This is a genomic window from Legionella quateirensis (assembly GCF_001467955.1).
Classification (GTDB): Bacteria; Pseudomonadota; Gammaproteobacteria; order Legionellales; family Legionellaceae; genus Legionella; species Legionella quateirensis.
In genome coordinates this window covers 793,321-813,829 of sequence record NZ_LNYR01000012.1, presented here as the reverse complement: position 1 = coordinate 813,829, position 20,509 = coordinate 793,321, and the positions used below count along the sequence as shown (strand labels likewise).

The following is a 20,509-nucleotide window of genomic DNA, read 5'->3' as shown; positions in this document are numbered from 1 at the left end:
GTCATCCCGAATGTAATGAGGGCTCTCCTGAATGTGGCTCTGTGCCTGCATTTGGAGATCCTTCACTGCGTTCAGGATGAAGAATCATGGAACCGTCATCCCGAGTGGAACGAGGGATCTCCAGCAATTGGCACCGAGCCAATGGTTGGAGATCCTTCACTGCGTTCAGGATGACGTAATTCTCGGAGTTGAAAACGTTGCGTCATCCCGAATGTAATGAGGGCTCTCCTGAATGTGGCTCTGTGCCTGCATTTGGAGATCCTTCACTGCGTTCAGGATGACGAATCATGGAACCGTCATCCCGAGTGGAACGAGGGATCTCCAGCAATTGGCACCGAGCCATTGGTTGGAGATCCTTCACTGCGTTCAGGATGACGTTATTTCCAGGGTGATTGATGCTTACCTGATAAGGTTAACTATTCTGCAGGATTTGCTCTAATTCCCCAGAGGCTTGCCTGGAGAAATTGATCAAATCAGCTTCTTCTTCAAAGAACTCAAAGGATTTTAGCAATGCAGCTTCATCATGATTTTGGAAGGCGTTGGCTTTTTTCTCAATGTCTTCCTGTTTATATCCAATGAATTTTAATACTTCTTTAGTCATGGTTAATGAAGAGTCGAATAATTCGCGTTTAAAATAGTCAACTCCGGCTTTATGTAATTCATAAGCATGACGACGATTACGTGCCCGGGCATAAATTTTCAAATGAGGAAAATGTTGTTTTGCCATTTTGACGATTTTTAAATTCGCATCAGCGTTTCCGACAGTGACAATTAATAATTGAGCATGCTCCGCCCCAGCGCTTTTTAGCAGATCCAGGCGATTAGCATCTCCAAAATAGCCTTTGTAGCCAAACTTTCTCAGTAATTCAATTTGTTCTGGATTTTTTTCCAATACGGTTATTTTTATATTTTCACCATTCAGCAGACGGCCAATGATCTGACCAAATCGGCCGTATCCAGCAAGGATAATGCCGTTTTTTTCGTTGATGGAGTCATATTCTCGCTCAGGCAATAAGCTCATCAATTTAGGAACGACATACCGATGGTAAATTAACATTAGAAAAGGAGTGGTCAGCATGGATAAAGCTACTATCAGAGTGAACATAGTTCTGGCGTCAGTGTTTATTACTTTTGATGATCCCGCATACTGAAAAAGAACAAAAGCAAACTCACCGCCTTGCGCTAAAGCAATTGCGAAGCCTATGGTTTGGATTTTAGTCAGCCCGAAAAGGCGACCGAGAATGAATAAGATGATGATTTTAATCGCAACCAAACCAAGTACAGCCGAGGTTATTAATAGCATTTGGTTGTAGAACAGATTGAAATTCATTCCCATTCCTACGGAGATAAAAAACAATCCCAGCAGTAATCCCTTGAATGGTTGAATGTCTGCTTCTACGGTGTGTTTGTATTGTGAGTTTGCTAATACTACACCCGCAATAAACGCACCTAACGCAGGGGAAACCCCAATCGTTTCCATTAATAAGGTGATTCCAACAACCAGGGCAAGGGAAAACGTAGTAAATACCTCACGTATGTTGGTTCGGGCAATGATTAAAAACAGATGTCGTGATAAATAATGTCCCGTTAAAATAACGGCGCCTATTACCCCTGTGACTAATAGTGCATGCTGCCATTTGGGCAGTTGCGCAATGAAGGGGTTTGCATGAAGATTGATCGGTGCCGCTCCTCCATTTTGAGCTAACAAGGGCATGATAATGAGAATAGGAATTACCGCAATATCCTGGAATAATAATACGGCAAAAGAGGTTTCTCCTTCTGCGGTTTTCAGGAGGTTTTTTTCCTGGAGCATCTGCAAGACGAGGGCTGTTGAAGACAGCGCCAGCGACATACCCACAGCCAGACTGGCTTGCCAGGTGTATTCCATGAGAATTCCAATGCCCGTGATGGCCGCTGTAGTCATGACGACCTGAAGCCCGCCTAACCCGACAATTAACTTTCTTAATTTCCAAAGCATGATGGGTTCTAATTCCAAACCAATTAAAAACAGCATCATGACGACCCCAAACTCAGCAAAACTCATGATTTGTTCGGAATTGCCTATCAGTTTCAAACCAAAAGGACCTATTAGTATTCCTACCGTGAGATACCCAATTACAGAGCCCAGTTTAAACCGATTGGCAATGGGTACCATGACGCTGGCTGCTGCAAGAAAAATAAAAATATTTAAAATCAGGTGATCATTCATTATGTATGCCTAAGGGTAACGTTATTGTTCGTGACAATTTTTAAATTTTTTACCACTGCCGCAGGGACAGGGATTATTACGAGGAACTTTTTGATTGATGTTGTTCTTTTGTAATTGTCTGGTAACACCATCTACATAAAACCAAACAGTGTTTTCTTGATGAAATTCACTTAATTCATGGATGGTTTTTAATTTATTTCGTTCAAGAAATACAGCCGAAAACTCAACAAAACCTTTTTCAGGTGTTTCCAGATAGGACTGGAACACTTTTAAGCCTATCCAGGTAATACTTTGTGCCCATGCTTTAGCTTCAATAGGGTTAAAATTGATTAAAGGTTTGCCTTTCATGGTCTTTGTAATGTAATCAATTTTAGCTAAACTATAAGCAGTGTATCGTGATCGCATCAGTTGTTCGGGATGTTGTGGGTATTGATTATCGTCGATGTATATACCACAACACTCATTGTAAGTTTTTTGCGATCCACAAGGACAAAGTGACATTGAATTCCCTGTAATGAGTAGATTGCCGGGATTATATAAGACTTCAGTTAATTTGAACACCTTGAGTGTCTATCCTGACTGAATAAGATAGGAACATCCTGCGGGGTTTGTGTTGCAGGGCATCCAGTACAGACAGGGATTTTCTCATGCAGGTTTGAACCGTCCTGTTGCGTTTATGATAAGGAAGATAAAGCAGATGATTACATTATTTCAGTTTTATAGACTTTGGGGATTACCTAATGCCAGCCCCTTTTGCATGAAGGTAGAAACCTATTTACGAATGGCGCACATCCCTTATGAAAGTAAATTTGTGAATAATCCGCAAAAAAGTCCCAAAAGAAAACTACCTTATATCAGGATGGATGGGACGCTCTACCCTGACAGTGAGCTCATCATTGATGTACTTAAAAAACGTTTTGGCGATGTATTGGATAAGGATTTAACCCTGGAGCAAAAAGCCATTGCCGAATTAATCGAAATTGCTTTTTGTGAACGATTGTATTGGGTGGCTGTCTATATGAGATGGCAGAATGATGCAGGTTGGGAGCATTTAAAAAAAACAATGTTTGGATCATTACCTACTGTTTCCAAATTATTTATTCCGAATTTAGTAAGAAAAAACATGCTAAAAGAACTCGATTTTCAAGGCATGGGAAGACATAACCCTGAAGAGGTCTTGTTATTAGGGATAAAAACCTTGAATAATCTAGCCATCATTCTAGGTGATAATAACTACTTTCTAGGTGATAAACCAACCAGTATCGATGCGACTGCTTTTGCGTTTCTGGCTAATATTATTTGGACTCCCTTAAATGATCCTTTTAAGCACAGTGTACTCCAGTTGTCCAATATTATCGATTACAGTAATCGGATGTGGGATGAGTATTATCCTGATTTTGAAAAGCCACAATTCAGTTAAGTGGCGTTGAGTCAGACGAAATGAACATCAAATTGCTTGAAGGCGATAACGAATAAATCGACATCCTGAGAAGTCAATTAAAAGCAATGGTTGCTAGGGTCTGTTGACAATTCATTTTGTTAATTCTCCGTAAGACCCACGTAGGGGTTATAGATCAATTGTCAACAGACCCTAATAATTTCAAAGATACATAAAATTATTTTACATGATCAGCGGTGTCCTGAGCTTTAAAATCAACTCTGAGTTTTGTTTATCGTGATTCAATACAATTATCTGTTTTTGTTCGTTCTGTTTTTATGTCTTCAAGTAAATAAATAATTTTTTGTATGTATTTATTATCCTCACTTGAAATCTTCTCTCGTTGAGAATGTAGTATATCGAATAATTGTTGCAGTTGAGGTGCGCTTTCATTATAAATTCTTATAAAAATTGCGCAGTCGTTATAAGAAGAAAGATGTGACTCACAACTGATTCTGCAATTACGTATACTTGAATCCGCGGTATAGAGCTTGGAATAAAGTATATCTAAATGCAGACCTTTTGATGCGAGATCAAGCTTATTTTGATTTACCTGATAAGATTCTGTAGTTATCTTGGGGGCTGGATTTTCTGAACAGAAATTTTGAGCCGAATCCATCTCGTTAGGAATACTCCATAAAAATTGATTGATCTGATTAATTTTATTTTGACTATTAGCGCTTAGCTTATCAATACTATTAATTTGCATGTATTTTCTATATTGAGTAATTTGCGGTGAGATAGCGTTTAAAATGTCATTCACTTTGTCACAACTACTGTCTTTTATATGCTGAGATTGACATATGTTGTCGCATTGTTTTGCCAGGCTTTCAGCAGTTCCAAGTTTGGAGACCATAAAATCAAGATTTATTCCATTAGAAATTAAATGTGTTTCATTAATTTCACTATTTTGGAGCGTATTTTGAGTATTATCAGGGTAATTTGATTGGGTTTGTATGCCGGTTGCTCCTTGAGTTTTGAGAGGAGCAGAGTCAATATAGTTAAATATCAAGACGATTATCAATCCGATACAAATTGATAGAATAATAAGTTTATAAATGAAGTTTTTTCTATCATCTTGCTCTACTAAAACTTCGAGTTCTTGATTTATTTTTATTGCGGTAGCTGTGAAAATTGCGGCTTCTTGTTCATCGTTCAATATTGATGGCGGGTTATTCAGAACGTCTATAATTTCATTGAATTTTAATTTTAGATCGTCAAGTGATAGATTTATTCTATCTATTTCATTATTTTTATTCAGGCAAGCACCTTCTATAGCGTTATTATTTAAATAGAGAAATAATGTGCCTGCTGTAATCTGTTTATCATTAGGAATTTCTTTATAGGTCAATTGTATTGCGTAGTAATTATTTCCGCTGTAATCGGGATGTTTATTATAGGCATTTTTGCAAGCGGGACATTGCCATTCAGGGCAGTCTTCAGTCTGTTGTCTTACGTACCCACATTCAGCCCATGGACATTTCATGTGTCACCTTGGCAATCCATTGAATTACTAAACACTCTTTAGGGAAAAGCACAATCTAAATTTCATCTTGGGGATTATGATATAGGACTAAATATTCAGTTTGTAATGAATTAATGTACCCTAAATGAATTCAGTATTATAGTTCATCAGTACTATGTATTATTAATTCTAGTGTTTAAAAGAACAGTAATCAAAAATTTATTGTTTGTTCGTTTTAGTTTAACTGATGATTCAACTTATAGGCTAAGCTTGAATAGAGAACTATGAAAATGGATGATGCTCGATTATGTGTGGTCGATTTGCTTTAGCAGCGCCTGGCGCAAAAATTAAAGCGCAGTTCCAAATTGAAGATTTAGAAGAATTCTCTCCGCGCTATAACATTCCTCCAGGAGTGGATATTTTATTTCTTTGTCATTTAGATAATGAGCAATCTAATTCTGCGTTGTGGCTTCGTTGGGGCTTAGTCCCGTTCTGGGCTAAAGATAAAAGTATAGGAAATAGCCTTGCTAATGCCCGTTCCGAAACCGTTGCTGAAAAACCTGCATTTCGTCAATCGTTTAAATCAAAACGCGGTATCATTGTGATGAGCGGATTTTTCGAGTGGCGACAAGGAATTAAAAAACAGCCTTTTTATTTTAAAAATAAAAACGATGACCTATTGGCCATTGCTGCTTTGTGGGACAGTTGGCAAAGTCCAGAAGGTGAGTTAATTCAATCGTGTTGCTTGATTACAACGTCAGCCAATGACCTCATGGCTCCCGTTCATAACCGTATGCCGGTTTTATTAAATAATGATTCAATGAAGGAGTGGATGGATATTTCACAGTGCAATCAATCGGTGTTATTGAATCTTCTTAAACCCTATTCGGGTTCCGATTTAATGTGTTATCCCGTGACCACTAAAATGAATAACTCCCGATTTACTCTTCATGAGTCTATTGAACCCATTACTTAAATTTTTTTATTAAATGAAATCCGTAAGTTATCTTTAGTTTATAAAAATTTGAACGTATCACAGTTTACATCACCACTTTTTAAGCCTATATTTGAATAGTGTTACTTAATTCAAGTTAGGTGTGGCGATGAGTCATGGTGGCAAACGAGATAATGCAGGACGTCCAAAAGGACAAGGGAAGTATGGAGAAACGACCAAGACACTTCGAATTCCGGTATCTCGGATTGAAGATGTTAAAGGTTTTTTGGAGGGAAGTACATCTTATAAAATTCCTTTATATGCCAGTACGGTGCGAGCAGGGTTTCCTTCTCCTGCGGATGATTACATCGAGATGCATCTGGATTTAAACGAGCATCTGATCAAACATCCTGCCGCCACCTTTTTTGTTACTGCTTCGGGGGACTCCATGACGGGTGCGGGCATTGCCTCAGGAGACATGCTGGTGGTTGATCGAAGCATTGAGGCAACTCATGGAAAAATAGTGATTGCCGCGATTAATGGGGAATTGACCGTAAAACGGCTATCACGTACAGCCGGAACAGTGCAATTGTTACCTGAAAACAATCAGTATCAACCTATAGAAATTACTGGAGATGAAGATTTGGTCATTTGGGGTGTGGTCACTCACGTTATTCATCCGGCGAGCTGATGATGTTTGCCCTCATTGATTGCAATAATTTTTATGCGTCCTGTGAGCGTTTGTTTCGGCCTGATTTACGAGATAAACCCATAGTTGTTTTATCCAATAATGACGGTTGTGTTATTGCTCGTTCTAATGAAGCCAAGGCACTTGGCATTGCGATGGGTGAGCCTTTTTTTAAAATTAAAGCATTGAGCAAGCAGCATGGCATCCAGGTTTTTTCATCAAACTATACATTATATGGCGATTTATCTCAGCGTGTTATGTCAGTGATCGAATCAGCATGGCCAGAGGTTGAGATTTATTCTATTGATGAGGCATTCATTGATTTAAGTACCATGCCATCTTCAATGCATGATTCTTTTTGTATTCAATTACAAAAAACCATTTTAAAATCGACCGGAATTCCCACATCCATTGGCATTGGACCTACGAAAACCCTGGCCAAGATTGCTAACCATATCTGTAAAAAAGAGTTAAAAATACCGGTGTTTAATGTCAGTGAGCAACGGCATTGGTTAGGAAAAATCAGTGTGGGCGATGTTTGGGGCGTAGGGCGGCAGTGGCAAAAAAAATTAATGAATAAGGGAATTTATACCGCTTTGGATTTAGCACAATTAAATGCTCATCTCATTAAGAAACACTATAATGTAGTGCTCATGCGCACGGTAATGGAATTGCAGGGAATACCGTGCGGCGGGTTGGAGGTCAGTGAACCCAAACAAAGCATTATGTCATCCAAAAGTTTTGGTGAGATGCAAACTCAATTTGCTTCTTTGGCACAAGCCATCAGCAGTCATTGTGCCAGAGCCTGTGAGAAAGCGCGCAGTCAAAATCTGGTGGCGCAGCGTTTGTATGTATTTATTCGTGGGAATCCTTTTCGTCAGGATTTGGAGCAGTACTCTAATAGCATTGAATGTCGTCTGGTTAATCCCACAGATGACACCCGAGTCATTACAAAAATCGCGAAACTCTGTTTGAAAAAACTGTTTAAACCCGGAATTCATTATAAGAAAGTAGGGGTAATGCTTGAGGATTTAGTGGATAAATCAGCGATGCAACTGGATTTATTTCATCAACCCAGCGATGAAACACTCGTTAAAAAAGACATCTTAATGTCGCTATTTGATACCATCAATTCTCGTTTTGGGAGTCATACCATTAAGCTGGCAGCCGAAGGATATTCTAAGCCTTGGGCAATGCGTGCTCAAATGCGCTCACCTTGCTATACCACTCGCTGGACCGAATTACCGGTTGTTACTAATCGTACTTAAGAAATAGGGGCATAGGGTAGGTCGTGTCGCAGTGATTAAAATGATTTTATATTAATAAAAAAAATTAAAAAAATAATGCCAGTCAAGACTGTTTTTTTAATTTTTTTGTTGTTACCATGGTACTCCGAATATCCAAAACTGTTGTTCTCTTCTTGTGGATATTTTTTCTGATTCCCTTGACTATTATCTTAAATTAAAAATCAATTTTATTGGTAATCCCTTACTGTATATGGATTATTTTAAAATTATTGGGTGATTTCGTCTTGGTTACTTATCCACATTTTCTGTGGATATCTCTGTGAATAGACTCTTAGTCTTCTTATAAATTCAGCAGGTTAATTGGATGATTGGTCGTTATACAAAGCGGTAGATTGGGAAAATCAATTTAAATTAATGGCCTTCTTGTTTGGAAAGAAGGCAGGGCTTATCAAAAGAGGTATGGCGGACGTTAACGTCTTTGAGAAGAGGGGGATTAGCAATTGTAACGTTTAATTCCCAAATCGAAACACAGATTGATGTTCTTTAATTTCCTTCCGGGATAAATTTGTTTTATTCGAGAAAAAACGTATAAATTGATTAAATTCGTTATTCATACGTCCACCAAAAATAGCATCATCATCGGTTCCTACTATTAAATTCTCAGATACATCGGAATAAACAGAGGCCACAGGGTGTTCCATATCCTCCAAATGCCAATTGAGTTTTTTATGGCAAGTCGGACATATTTCTATAGGTAATGCCAGAGTGCGAATTCTTTCTTTCTGCTGGTCAGTTAAATAAATGCAATGTCCTAATCTTATTTTTCCTGAAAAAGAAGCATTTGCATCGTCTAAATGTTCTTTATGCCACTGTTCCAATGCATCCAAAACGGCATCCGTATCTTGCTTTTCAATTTCTGTATCGCTCTCTCCCATATGAATAGCAAAACTGACTTTATTTTCTAAAGCCATAGTGACTACTTTGGCTAAATCTTGGCCCGTAAGCGTTCTTTTACCAAGAGGATTGCCACTAATATCAATTCCTACTAGAACTTTTTTGGAGCTATTTAAAACGCGTTGAATAAAATCTGAAGCATCCTCAATAGTGTGGATTGTTCGATCGAGACTTAATAAGCCATAAGCGGATTTTTTATCATTTTGGAAATTTGCAGAACTAAGTCCTTCCTCAAAAGCATCTATATAGTCATTTCTTGATGTACCGTTTATCGCTTTTGGGGTGGTTCGAATTTCAAGATATTTGGCTTCTGAGTGATGCACTACATCAATTGTACCTTGTATGATGTCATCTAAATTTTGTACTATTTTATGAATTAACCCGAATAATCCCCAGATCATATCAATCAGTTTTTTGGGAAACCCGTCTGTTGGCTGTTCTTGTGTTAGTTCTAGATAGTGTTGTCTTAATTGCTCATACTCATTATAAGTTGCTATACAATTATTCTTTTCGGCAGTTCTTTTAAGAAACTCGAGACTGAAGCTGCCGTTCAAATGACAATGTAAATCACTCTTATTTTTTTCAAACATAGTAAAACTCTTGGTTTTAGGGCGAGAAAAGGCATTATTATTTATAAATTTATTTTTGTAAAACGGATGTTTTTAAAAGCGAGTCATTAATAAATAAGCGGCTGTAATTTTTAATTAATTAAATATATCTAAAGTTATTTCTTCCTTCTGATTTAACGATATAGAGTGCTTTATCTGCTTGCTTGATCAGCATATTGACGTCTTCTCCATCTTTCGGATAAATGCTGATACCAATACTAACGGTAATTACAAATTGATGGTGCTTTATTTTTATGGGTTTTGCTATAGCAGTTAATATTTTTTTAGCTACCATCTCAATTTGAGAGACATCAGACATGTCAGTGAGAGCGATTATAAACTCATCCCCACCTTGTCGGATAAGAATATCAGTTGATCGTATGGTTTTTTTTAATCTAAGTCCTATCTCTATAAGCAAGAGATCTCCTATATCATGCCCCAAAGTATCATTAATTTCTTTAAAATGATCTAAGTCCATGAACAAAATAGCTATTTGATTTTTGTGTCGTTTTGCATAGGATATGGCAAGTTTAAATGATGCATCCAGCTGTTTTCTATTGGCTAATCCCGTTAAAACATCATGATATGCAATGTATTTTAGTTCTTGTTCCGCTTTTTTTTGGGCATCAATATTTTGAATTAGCGCAATAAAATAGAGCGGTTTGTTCTCATGGTTTCGTATTAAGGACCCACTCAGTAAAATCCATATGACACTACCATTTTTTTTGATATAGCGTTTTTCCATGCTGTAGGAACTCATTTCACCAGTTAGTAATTGATGAGCATAATTTAAATCCTGTTCTAAATCGTCAGGATAAGTAATGGTTTGAAAATCGATTTTTAATAATTCTTCTTCAGTGTAACCAAGAATTTGGCAAAGGGATGGATTTACCTTTAACCATTTGCCTTCTAAAGAAACTAAAGCCATGCCAATCGCCGCAAAATTAAATGCAGAGCGAAAGCGAGACTCACTTTCCTCCAAAATTGCATTGTTGCTGATTAACCTATTGATCAAATCCAAATTTTCATAACGTAATCTAATATTGGCATTCAGGAGTTTATTACCCATCCATGAGACCATTAATACGAAGCATAAATAAATCAGTATGGCGACTCCAAGTAAAAAATAAGTCGGTGTATTTTGGAAGAATAGCCAGAAACTTATCGGCAGAATGATTAAAGTTAAAAATAAGATACTTGCAGTCATATTTGGCTGAAGAGTATGCAGTCCACCCGATGCAACACCGATGCTAATAATGATGACAAGCATTTGATACAGCAGATTGTTTTGGGGAATGAGTATTGAACCTGCTATTCCCCAAAGAGTGCCATATATAATGGCTAGTCCAATCAAGAATTTTAAATAACCATCTGTTGGTAAGGAATGGATTCGATTAAAAATGTATACAACGCCATGCAGGACAAAAGTAAAGACTGCGGTTATAAACCATATCAAAAGGTATGTGTGGTTTACTTGAGTATAGAGTCCAATAAATACAATTAAAAAACAAATAAAATTCGCTGGAATGCTAAAGAGTAAATTCTCGTTGAGTAACATTATTCGATCAGCACGAATACTGTGCATCATTTTTTTTTCGATTTTAGGCCTTACATTAGTCATCCAAATCTCTTCATAAATTACCGTTTTAATTTAAATGAAACAGGATTTAATCCAATTGATTATCTAAAAATAATTTAATTGCCATTATTCTGACTAACGATCTGTAAAATATAAGTATATTAGTAAGTGATACAATATTCCAATAAATGAATTTTCAGGAAATAGGAGCCAGGTATTTCCTACAGCCAGAACAATCAATCGCGCTCATTTTGCTATACCACTCGCTGGATAGAATTTCCGGTTGTTACTAATCGTACTTAAGAAATAGGGGCATAGGATAGGTCGTGTCGCAGGGATTAAAATAATTTTATATTAATAAAAAAAATTAGAAAAATAATGCCAGTCAAGACTGTTTTTTTAATATTTTTGTTGTTACCATGGATACGCTGAATATCCAAAACTGTTGTTCTCTTCTTGTGGATATTTTTTCTGATTCCCTTGACTATTATCTGAAATTAAAAATCAATTTTATTGGTAATCTCTTACTGTATATGGATCATTCTTAAATTATCGGGTGATTTCGGTTTGATTACTTATCCACATTTTCTGTGGATATCTCTGTGAATAGACTCTTAGTCTTCTTATAAATTCAGCAGGTTAATGGATTGATTAGGTCTTACACATGCTGCTAATAAGGAGCAGAATGTAATACAGGTAGAGTTACTCGTTCCTATCTATTTTCTTGTGTCAGATTATCTTCTCATGGCATGGCGACCGTATCTGCTCCTTGTACCTTGCACAGCTTGAATCCATTTTGCGATTCAAACTATTTAACACTCCTTGATTAAAATAACGCAAGGTTATTGGGTTGCCCTGATTTTCCTGTTTATTATAAATGTACTATTCATGGTTTCTTATCCGCAGACATTTTTTGCTATGAACAGAGTGATTTGTTAATGGTCAGTTGTGGTCAATTAGGGAATGATGGAGTATTTGTGCTTAAGTCGTGCTCATCTATTTCTAATTCGTTTTCGTTATCAGATAAGGCCGATATACTTTGAACTTGAGAATTCGTATTGTGTAACTCATTGTCATCCACCATTTCCCAGTCATCAACCTTCTGTGCAGATGAGTGAGTCGAATGGGTTGGATGAGCATCGAATAGCTGGGTTGCTTTAGACCAACTCGCTAATTCAGGTTTGGGTGCATCAGAATCAATAACAGAGTCATTAGAAGGATTAATACCAATAAAATTTAAAAATCTTTGCCATAGATTGGGCTTTGACGGTACGGAATGTACATTAATATCTGAGGTACCCTTAGTTACAAGTTCAATGTTGTAATCAACAATATTTTGTTCATGCTTGTCTGTATAAGCAACCGTTTGTTGCTCAATAGTGGTGCATGTTCTCTGCGGATTTGCACCAGCAAGATCCATAATATTTCTACTCGTCCATGCACCGCAGTAGGTGTCATTGTGCTGAGTGCCCTGATACCGTATTTCAAATTGTGTTTCTCTAGCGGTTTTTACTCCATAGATTGTACTTAATCCATCAATCAATGATTCTTTCATTGCTGAGCTTGGATATAAAAAAGAGACTATCCTGGGTCTTGAATCAAGTAACGTTGCCTGGTTTGTTTGGGGATCATAATATAAAGTGACCCAATGATTACGAGGAAAAATACCTAATATTTTTTGTTCCTCAGTAACGGGTATAATTATTTTTTTCTGTTTATCAGCTGCGGTACAATTTTTAAGCGGCTCAAACGCATCTTGAATGGTTTGCAAGGTTTGTGCTTTTGGATTAACCGTGTCGGTAGCTGCATCTAATACTATCGCATGAGCATTACTGTAATAGCCTGGGGTACTGATTCCACCCAAAGTTGGCCGCTTGGTGTGCGGTGTAAAATTAACCCTTATGACGCTTCGTAATTCACTCGGTCCATAACGCCCATCTAAAGCCATAACAGCCCCTTTTTATACTGCTCAATTTCAGTATAGACGATCAACCTTAAGGAACCTTTAACAAGTCATATTGAATTATATTTGATCAATTGTGTTGTTTATTTGAAGCGAGGCACCAAGGATCATTTGGGATAGTTACGTAAAAGCTTTATAGAGGCAGGGCATGGATAAGACACTTATTATAAAAGCCAAATTGAAGGGGCTGAAACGGATTGAGCTGACCAATAATTGGGGTATGGTTTTATATCAGAGCTAGAGGTCTGATGATCTGATAAATGAAATTTCCCCATGATACTCATATTCCTCAGGATTAAAATGATGCAACAATTCTGCACCATGGTTCTTAATGGTTTGATTTAAGGTATCGCAAACGATTGCTTCAATATAATCGGCAATGGATACCGATTTGCGTCGTTCCAGATTATTGATTTGTACCGTTAAATCAACAATTTCTTTTTCACCATAGGGAGTACTGGGCTGTGCTCTTTTTCTTCTGTTAAACAGAGTAACGATTTCACCATCCAATTTCTTTAGTTCTTCTTTGTAATGTTCATGCAAGGACATTTCTATATGAGCAATGACGGATTGAAGTTTTTCAGCATGTGCTTTTAAGAGACAGGCACAGGAATTGGCTATTAACTCAATTTCATCAAGATAATTTGAATGGGGATCGCCCATTTTTCGTAATTTCATTGCATTGATACTGTGCTCCGAGATCGTACAGTACAGTTCTTTTTTCGGCGTCACAGGCTTTTCAGGAGCGTTGTCTTTAGGCATGGGGAAATTCCATTTCTGAATCACATATTATAATTATAGCAGTAAATTGTTTATTATTTGCACATTATTTGCTGGTTTCATTACTGGATTTAGTCATCCAACATGATGACGCTACCCAGTGAATATTCTTAAAGAAACCCATCGCTAAAAATAAATTTTGAAGGTACTCCGGCAAGAAAAATCGTCGTTTTGAGTTTATTGGTTGTGTCTTTAGGTCCGCAGATATAGGCACGTAATTCATCAGGATTATTGAGACAGGTTAATACCTGTTGCTCAATTGATGACTCAGTATAACGACCCTGACTTTGAAGAACACAGGGTCTATAATGGACATTCTTAAATACTGCGGCCAGAGTTTCGAGTTCATCGCTGTAATAAATGTCTTTATCAGTAAGCCCGCCATGTACTAAAGTAATACTGCCATTATGCTCTTGGCTAAGTGCACTTTTAATAATGCCGACTAGCGGTGCTAATCCTGTTCCTGTGCCGACCAACACCATATTAAATGATAATTTATCCGGATTGTAGTAATAGCATGTTCCAAAAGGGCCTCTAAGCGTTACTGAGGTACCTGCTTGCGCCGTGTCTTGCAGCCATTGACTCATACTGCCATTCGGAACTATCTTGATATGCAGTTCAATATAACCCTCTTGATCGGGGATGTTTGCAATGGAATAACTTCGAGTAATTTCTTCAGGATTCGTTAAATTTAGATATTGGCCCGGGAGCCAATCACCAGGATTATCAACTCGAAGCTTAATCTGTAACACATTATAGTTGAGCCGTTCAATGCCAATAATGACGGCTCCTACATCACACTCAGATACATCAGGTGATACAAGCTTTATATCTGACTCAGGTTTTGCAAGGCAAGCAAGAAAATATCCTTGTTTCTTCAGGGTGTCCGGTAATCCAATCTGCCAGGATGGGTTAATTGCTCCATCCGTAGCCTTAATCATACAGGATTGACAAATTCCTGCCTGACATGAATTAGGGTACTGAACACCGTGACGTACAAGACAACTTAAAATGTTCTCTTCAGAGCTAAGTGAATAGAGTTGATTTTTAAACGTTATTGTATTCATATCTAACGATCCAGTACATCAGAGCGAACGCTGTTTGCAATTGCTGCGACCTCCTGAATGTCGTTTTCACTGACTCCAAGTTCTGCAAGGGTAGCCCCTAATAACTCGATAATGGCATCTACATGCGTGTCGTTTAATCCTTTTTGAACCAAATGACGGTGACCTTCTCTCATTCCTTTTCCGGTATAATGATTCGGACCACCAAATACCATAGTCAAAAAGCCTTTTTGTTTGTTAATTTGTTGTTCCATATCAACGCCGTCAAAAAAATGATTGACGCGTTGATCAGTGAGTACTTTTCGGTAGAAAATATCTACAGCGGTATTGACTGCAGCTTGGCCACCTAGACGTTCATATAGTGATGAAGGCATAATCTAAACTCCATAAGTTAAAGATGTATATTAAATGCATCTTATAAAAAGAACGATTGGGAGTCAATAAATAATTATGGGAATTTATCTATGCAATTAACGCAATTTACTGATTTCTCTTTACGGGCTTTGATTTATATTTCCCTAAAGAAAGACATGTGTACTATTAAAGATATTACGGAGGCTTATACTATCTCAGCCAATCACATGATTAAGATAATCCATAATTTAGCCAAAATGGGACTGATTAAAACTACTCGGGGTAAAAATGGGGGAATTACCATGGCGGTAGATCCGATGGAGATTAACCTGGGAGCTTTAATATTAAAACTGGAATCTAATTTTGATTTGGTTCCTTGCTTTAATAAAGAAAAAGCAAATTGCTGTATTGCGCCTGTATGCAAGCTTAAAAATATTCTTTATGAAGCTCGGAACGCATTTATGGCTGTTTTGAATCAATTTACTCTGGCGGATATTGTGTACAATAAAATTGAATTAAATGCTTTATTAAATATTCAATCCTGAATCAGTGATTTTTAGAATAGAATGACTTTTAATTTGACCCTCTTCTGGATGCCGCGGACAAGCCGCGGCACGCAAGCATTAGGTGAATTGTTAACACACCCTAATTATTCAGAGAATTTTTTAATACTTTCGCACAGTGTTGTAACGCCTGTTTTTCTTCATCAGACATAGAAGGAATGAGTACTTGTCGAATCCCTTGGGAATTTAAAATACTGGGTAAGGAAAATGTTACACCATAATCCGCATGATACGATCCTATAGGTATAACCGATTCTTCATTACGAATGACAATTTCAGCAATTCGTGCGCAGACCATGCCTATACCGTATTGACTGGCATTATTTCCTTCGATAATGGTGATATTGGCAAATTTTACTTCCTGCTCAATATCGTGTTTGAACTGCTGTTTGTCACCGGTTAACCAGTCATTTAGTGGTTTTCCACCTATAAAGACAGTAGACCATAAAAATACTGAGGACGTTCCATGTTCTCCTATAACCTGGGCATCTACATCCCTGGGGTTTAATTGGAAGTGCCTGGCTAAATGGTATCTGAAACGCAAGGTGTCAAGATAAGTTCCAGCACTGAGCACTCTGTCATGTCCTGCCAGTTGGCGAGCAATATCTGCAAGAGGGTCGGGTGGATCACTGACAATCAGAATAACCGCTTTTGGAGCTGCCTTTACTATCTGGGGAATGATGTCTTTAAAAATTTCGGCATTGGTATGAAGTAATTTGAGTCTGCCGGCAGGATCAGTACGATCAGTAGCGCCACCTGTTTTTTCATTGACACCTGCTGTAACCATGACCAAAACTGATTGGTGCAGGTCAGAATAATCACCAGAGTAGATATGAGTCTCTGGGGATAGTTGTGAACCATATTGCATGTCTGTGGCAACAGCCTTAGCCAGATTGGTATTTTTATCAATTAAAACAATTTCCCTGGCACATCCTCTCATTATCGTTGCCATTGCACAGGCTTTCCCAACACTGCCTGAGCCAATAATTGCTATTTTCATATAACCTCACTGTCCTTTGTGATAGTGAAACATCAAGAAGTCTGAGTTTTAAGTATAGAACAACATGTATATCGGCATATTGTTTATAGGGCTTGATAATTAATTATTTAATCGGGATCATTAATAAAATAGTTTTTACACCAATGAAACATGGCTACAGAACCTGCTACTGCAAACAATATGGGAATAAGTAAACTTAAATCGATACGTGTTAACTCAAAAATCAGGACTATTGCTGTAACCGGCATTTTTTGAGCAGCCCCAAGGAATGCTGCAGCACCTACCAGTGCAAAGGCTTCAAAAGAAGCGGTTGGCCAAATCATATTCCAGACTCCACCCAGTATTGCTCCAAGTAAGGCTCCATTGGCAAGAGAAGGCGTTAACAGTCCTCCCTGGGCGCCGACCCTTAGACTGGACCAAACGATCAGGCTTCTTAACATGAGTAGCGCTGCGCTTAGACCTATCCCCACTTGGCTGGAAAACTCCAGTTGAGCTGGACTTTTTCCATTACCTAGCAGTTCAGGGAAATATATTGATAGCGCGCCAATAAGTGTAAAATTAATCAGACAGGTAACAATCATCATCCAGTTACGCTGCGATTTACTTCGTTGTATCGTCGCAACGTAGATAAACCAGAAGGCTGCCATGCCAAAAAAAGGGCCTGTTCCTATAGACCAGATGACTAATGAGTAACTAATCGTCAAATCAGGGATGTGATAGAGTGGTTCATTGCCTAATCCCCACCAGGATACAACCACCGCGATTGCTGAAGTTGTAAGAGCGGGAAGAACAATTGACCAATTTAGTGTGCACAGCAATACCTCAAGAACAAATACAGCACCACCCAAAGGGACATTATAGACCGCTGCCAAGCCCGCTCCCGCGCCGCAAGCCAGCATGATTTTTGTTTCTTTGATGCTTAAACCGGCTTTGGACGATATCCAGGTCGCAAAAACGGCGCTTGCTTCTCTGGGAGCAACCTCTCTACCTAAAGGAGAACCCAGAGCGATAGTGATTATCTGGAGTAAGGCATGAAATGTAGTGCTGAGCATGGGCATGGTTTTATTTGTTTTTATTGCTTCTGCGATGCTGACCAAGGGTTTTCCCAATTGATACACTGCTGCCCATCCCAATCCGGCGATGAGGCCACACAGTATCAGTATCGTTACTCGTCGTTCTGAAGAGGAAGCACGAACACCCTCTAAAAAACTTTCATTACTGATGATATGTAAGGGACTGTATCCATAAGCGATATGCTGAATGTAATGAAGCAATAAGGCCAAGGTCATACCTAATATTCCTGATGCGACTCCCACAGAGATAGTCACCAGAAACAAAGTCCAGAGAGGCGTTTTGGATTTATTTTCTTCAGTAATCACGGACTCCATGTTTTATTGTTCCTTAGATATTTTATAGTTCAGCCGAATACACACAGAATGTGACTTAACCATGGATTTCACGAGCTGGTTAAGTCATCGGATAGTTCCATAAATCCTGTTCAATAAATCAGCGACTTTAATTGCATACTATTTAATACATCGCTATTCCACTTGGATTAATAAAATTATTTCCTGTCGTGATGCAGGTACCAAAGCTGCCATCACTTTTTATGGGACAAGCTGAAACCGTATTACCATTTTCATTAGTTATATAGGCAGAAGTGCCTTCAGGGTTTAATGCAATTCCTACTGGGAAATTAAAATCATTACCTGTGACAGTACACGTAGCTAAAGTACCATTTGTATTGATTGCACAATAAGCAACCGAGTTATCTGCATTGACTATATAGGCAAGCGTATTTTGGGGATTAATGGCCACAGCATAGGGAAGAGTAATTGCAGGATCTGCATTCGCTGTGCAATTTATTAAATTTCCATTAGCCTGGATTTGGCAGGACGAGACTTGACCCGTTGAAGGATCAGCAATATAGGAGTATGTTCCTGGGGTATTTATTGTGATGCCTAATGGTGTCCCAAATACCTGGCCTGTTCCCGTACACGATGAAATTGCTCCATTAGCTGCTAGAGTGCAATAGGAGACTGAAGCATTTGCTACATCGGTAATATAAACGAGGTTGCCTGCAGGATTAACCACTATTCCTGATGGAGCGATGAATGCTCCTCCTGCCAGATTACACATTCCGAACGTACCATCATTATTAATAGGACAGAAGAGAACAGCACTGAAAGTTGGCACCGTAATATAGACATAGCTAAAATCCTTGCTGAAGCTGATTCCTACAGGTTGACCCAATCCAGATCCTGCAATGGTACATCTGCTAAATGTGCCGTCCGATTGAATAGGACATCGAGAAACCGAACCATCATTAAAATTGGTGACATAAGCTGTTTTCAAAGGAGATAAGTCCAGAGCAACATTTAATGAATATTGGGTTCCAGCACAGGTGATTCCTCCTGGAAAACAGACAAACAGATGGTGATGGGGATCCGGATCAGTACTATTCACTGCTCCTGAAATTGTAAGTTGCAAAGTGCAGCTGCTTCCAGCCTGCCCTTTTCCTGAAAGATTAAACACGCTGCCGCACGTGTCAGGATAGGTACCTCCACTGGTGATCTGAGTCACATTGGGTGGTAAGTATTTCACAAAGTTATTATTTCTTGCAGCAAGGGTATTATTGGTCACTGTATAATAGGCAGTGACTTTTTTTCCTGATTTTACTACAGTAGGAAGCTGAGTACCTATTTTGGGGGTGATCTCAAAAGGTAAGGCAGAACTGTTTGTGCTTATCAGGAGCAGGCTTGTAGAGAACAACATGAATAATTTATTGGATATTATTTTCAGAACGTCCTTCTTCATAACAGTAACTCATGATTTATTTTATGTTTGAAATTAATCTAACACTGAATTGAGTTCAATACTATTCTTTATGTCTGGTTCTAATTGAATGATAGGCGATTGTGATATTGATGTATTTGTTTATTTTTATTTAAATTGATAATATCAAAGCCCCAATCGGTGCTATAATTAAACAGTTTGGATTTGTTTTTGCGTATATACATTAATAACTACGGATTTTATAGTTCTGTTTTATTATTTTGGTGTTTTCGCAAATACAATGTAACGATAATAGATTAGTTGTAAAGGAGAGCACAGTGGACATAACACCAGAGAACCCGCCGGTTATATTTTCCAGCGAGATAGACAATACAATGGGGGTTTTTAAGCTTCAGCTCAAGGGAGCTAGTTATTTACCAACAAAATCTGTATGGCTACTTAGAGAGAGCTCTGTCCCTGGATTACTAACCCTATCTTATTATGATGCAGAAAATACACGGTACGTGAGTAAACGAATTGGATTTGTGGAAGGAGAATGGAAATTTGGACCTGCAGATAGAGATCAGGCCGTTGAATTTTCAACAAAATCGACACACGCATTCAAACACCAGTTTCCAGAGAAAAGCGCCGATAAGCTCTTCTCATTATTAAGTGATAACGGATTTGATCTCAAGAGACAAGTAGTACCCAATGCGATTGAGGCAACTCGAACTGCAGAATTTAGTGGATATGTTAGTTTACATGATGAACATGAACCTAAGGATGATAGTTCAAAACGATATACTTCATTTCAGTAGCGGTAAACAATAGCTCATTTTCTACGTCCCGTAAACACGTCGCGGGACGTAGAAATCGAAGCGATCAACA

The 20,509-nt window shown here is 38.2% G+C and carries 18 protein-coding genes; 6 read left to right on the top strand and 12 right to left on the bottom strand.

Annotation, left to right across the window (positions count from 1 at the left end; translation table 11 throughout):
• Window positions 1-412: 412 nt before the first annotated feature.
• Window positions 413-2,209: a monovalent cation:proton antiporter-2 (CPA2) family protein gene (locus Lqua_RS08040; protein ID WP_058473742.1), complete on the bottom strand. Its 1,797-nt coding sequence runs from the start codon at window positions 2,207-2,209 to the stop codon at window positions 413-415.
• Window positions 2,210-2,230: 21 nt separating this feature from the next.
• A complete protein-coding gene (locus Lqua_RS08035; RefSeq protein ID WP_058473741.1) occupies window positions 2,231-2,710 on the bottom strand; it encodes a YchJ family protein in 480 nt (159 codons plus the stop codon).
• Between the two features lie 196 nt (window positions 2,711-2,906).
• Between Lqua_RS08035 and Lqua_RS08030 the strand changes: the two genes are divergently transcribed.
• Window positions 2,907-3,629, top strand: a complete 723-nt coding sequence (locus Lqua_RS08030; RefSeq protein ID WP_058473740.1) for a glutathione S-transferase family protein — start codon at window positions 2,907-2,909, stop codon at window positions 3,627-3,629.
• Between the two features lie 250 nt (window positions 3,630-3,879).
• Here the strand turns inward: Lqua_RS08030 and Lqua_RS08025 are convergent, their stop codons facing one another.
• Window positions 3,880-5,133, bottom strand: a complete 1,254-nt coding sequence (locus tag Lqua_RS08025) for a hypothetical protein (protein ID WP_058473739.1) — start codon at window positions 5,131-5,133, stop codon at window positions 3,880-3,882.
• Window positions 5,134-5,419: 286 nt separating this feature from the next.
• Here Lqua_RS08025 and Lqua_RS08020 point away from each other — a divergent pair, with 286 nt between their 5' ends.
• From Lqua_RS08020 to Lqua_RS08010, 3 genes are all read left to right on the top strand, one after another.
• On the top strand, window positions 5,420-6,088 hold the full coding sequence (locus Lqua_RS08020) for an SOS response-associated peptidase (RefSeq protein WP_058473738.1): 669 nt from the start codon (window positions 5,420-5,422) through the stop codon (window positions 6,086-6,088).
• 127 nt (window positions 6,089-6,215) lie between these two features.
• Entirely contained in the window at window positions 6,216-6,737 is a 522-nt protein-coding gene (locus Lqua_RS08015; protein WP_058473737.1) for a LexA family protein, read from the top strand.
• A gap of 2 nt (window positions 6,738-6,739) precedes the next feature.
• Window positions 6,740-8,002, top strand: a complete 1,263-nt coding sequence (locus tag Lqua_RS08010; RefSeq protein ID WP_058473784.1) for a Y-family DNA polymerase — start codon at window positions 6,740-6,742, stop codon at window positions 8,000-8,002.
• A 488-nt stretch (window positions 8,003-8,490) separates the two neighbouring features.
• On the opposite strand, the gene Lqua_RS08005 is transcribed toward Lqua_RS08010, so the two are convergent.
• The 6 genes from Lqua_RS08005 to Lqua_RS07980 form a co-directional block, all read right to left on the bottom strand.
• Window positions 8,491-9,525 carry an amidohydrolase family protein gene (locus Lqua_RS08005; protein ID WP_058473736.1) on the bottom strand — a complete coding sequence of 345 codons (1,035 nt, stop codon included), beginning with the start codon at window positions 9,523-9,525 and terminating at the stop codon, window positions 8,491-8,493.
• A 118-nt stretch (window positions 9,526-9,643) separates the two neighbouring features.
• On the bottom strand, window positions 9,644-11,164 hold the full coding sequence (locus tag Lqua_RS08000) for a GGDEF domain-containing protein (protein ID WP_058473735.1): 1,521 nt from the start codon (window positions 11,162-11,164) through the stop codon (window positions 9,644-9,646).
• A gap of 910 nt (window positions 11,165-12,074) precedes the next feature.
• Window positions 12,075-13,070: a hypothetical protein gene (locus Lqua_RS07995; RefSeq protein WP_058473734.1), complete on the bottom strand. Its 996-nt coding sequence runs from the start codon at window positions 13,068-13,070 to the stop codon at window positions 12,075-12,077.
• A 252-nt stretch (window positions 13,071-13,322) separates the two neighbouring features.
• A complete protein-coding gene (locus Lqua_RS07990) occupies window positions 13,323-13,847 on the bottom strand; it encodes a hypothetical protein (RefSeq protein WP_058473733.1) in 525 nt (174 codons plus the stop codon).
• Between the two features lie 128 nt (window positions 13,848-13,975).
• Window positions 13,976-14,932 carry an FAD-binding oxidoreductase gene (locus Lqua_RS07985; RefSeq protein ID WP_058473732.1) on the bottom strand — a complete coding sequence of 319 codons (957 nt, stop codon included), beginning with the start codon at window positions 14,930-14,932 and terminating at the stop codon, window positions 13,976-13,978.
• 2 nt (window positions 14,933-14,934) lie between these two features.
• Entirely contained in the window at window positions 14,935-15,303 is a 369-nt protein-coding gene (locus Lqua_RS07980) for a group I truncated hemoglobin (RefSeq protein ID WP_058473731.1), read from the bottom strand.
• Window positions 15,304-15,393: 90 nt separating this feature from the next.
• Between Lqua_RS07980 and Lqua_RS07975 the strand changes: the two genes are divergently transcribed.
• On the top strand, window positions 15,394-15,828 hold the full coding sequence (locus Lqua_RS07975) for an Rrf2 family transcriptional regulator (protein WP_058473730.1): 435 nt from the start codon (window positions 15,394-15,396) through the stop codon (window positions 15,826-15,828).
• 100 nt (window positions 15,829-15,928) lie between these two features.
• Here the strand turns inward: Lqua_RS07975 and Lqua_RS07970 are convergent, their stop codons facing one another.
• From Lqua_RS07970 to Lqua_RS07960, 3 genes are all read right to left on the bottom strand, one after another.
• A complete protein-coding gene (locus Lqua_RS07970) occupies window positions 15,929-16,846 on the bottom strand; it encodes a lactate/malate family dehydrogenase (RefSeq protein WP_058473729.1) in 918 nt (305 codons plus the stop codon).
• Between the two features lie 107 nt (window positions 16,847-16,953).
• The gene (locus Lqua_RS07965; RefSeq protein ID WP_083501287.1) at window positions 16,954-18,234 is read right to left on the bottom strand and encodes a chloride channel protein; all 1,281 of its coding nucleotides are present in this window, start codon (window positions 18,232-18,234) and stop codon (window positions 16,954-16,956) included.
• A gap of 142 nt (window positions 18,235-18,376) precedes the next feature.
• On the bottom strand, window positions 18,377-19,663 hold the full coding sequence (locus tag Lqua_RS07960; protein WP_058473728.1) for an NHL repeat-containing protein: 1,287 nt from the start codon (window positions 19,661-19,663) through the stop codon (window positions 18,377-18,379).
• A gap of 296 nt (window positions 19,664-19,959) precedes the next feature.
• Here Lqua_RS07960 and Lqua_RS07955 point away from each other — a divergent pair, with 296 nt between their 5' ends.
• Window positions 19,960-20,439 carry a hypothetical protein gene (locus Lqua_RS07955; RefSeq protein WP_058473727.1) on the top strand — a complete coding sequence of 160 codons (480 nt, stop codon included), beginning with the start codon at window positions 19,960-19,962 and terminating at the stop codon, window positions 20,437-20,439.
• Window positions 20,440-20,509 lie beyond the last annotated feature (70 nt).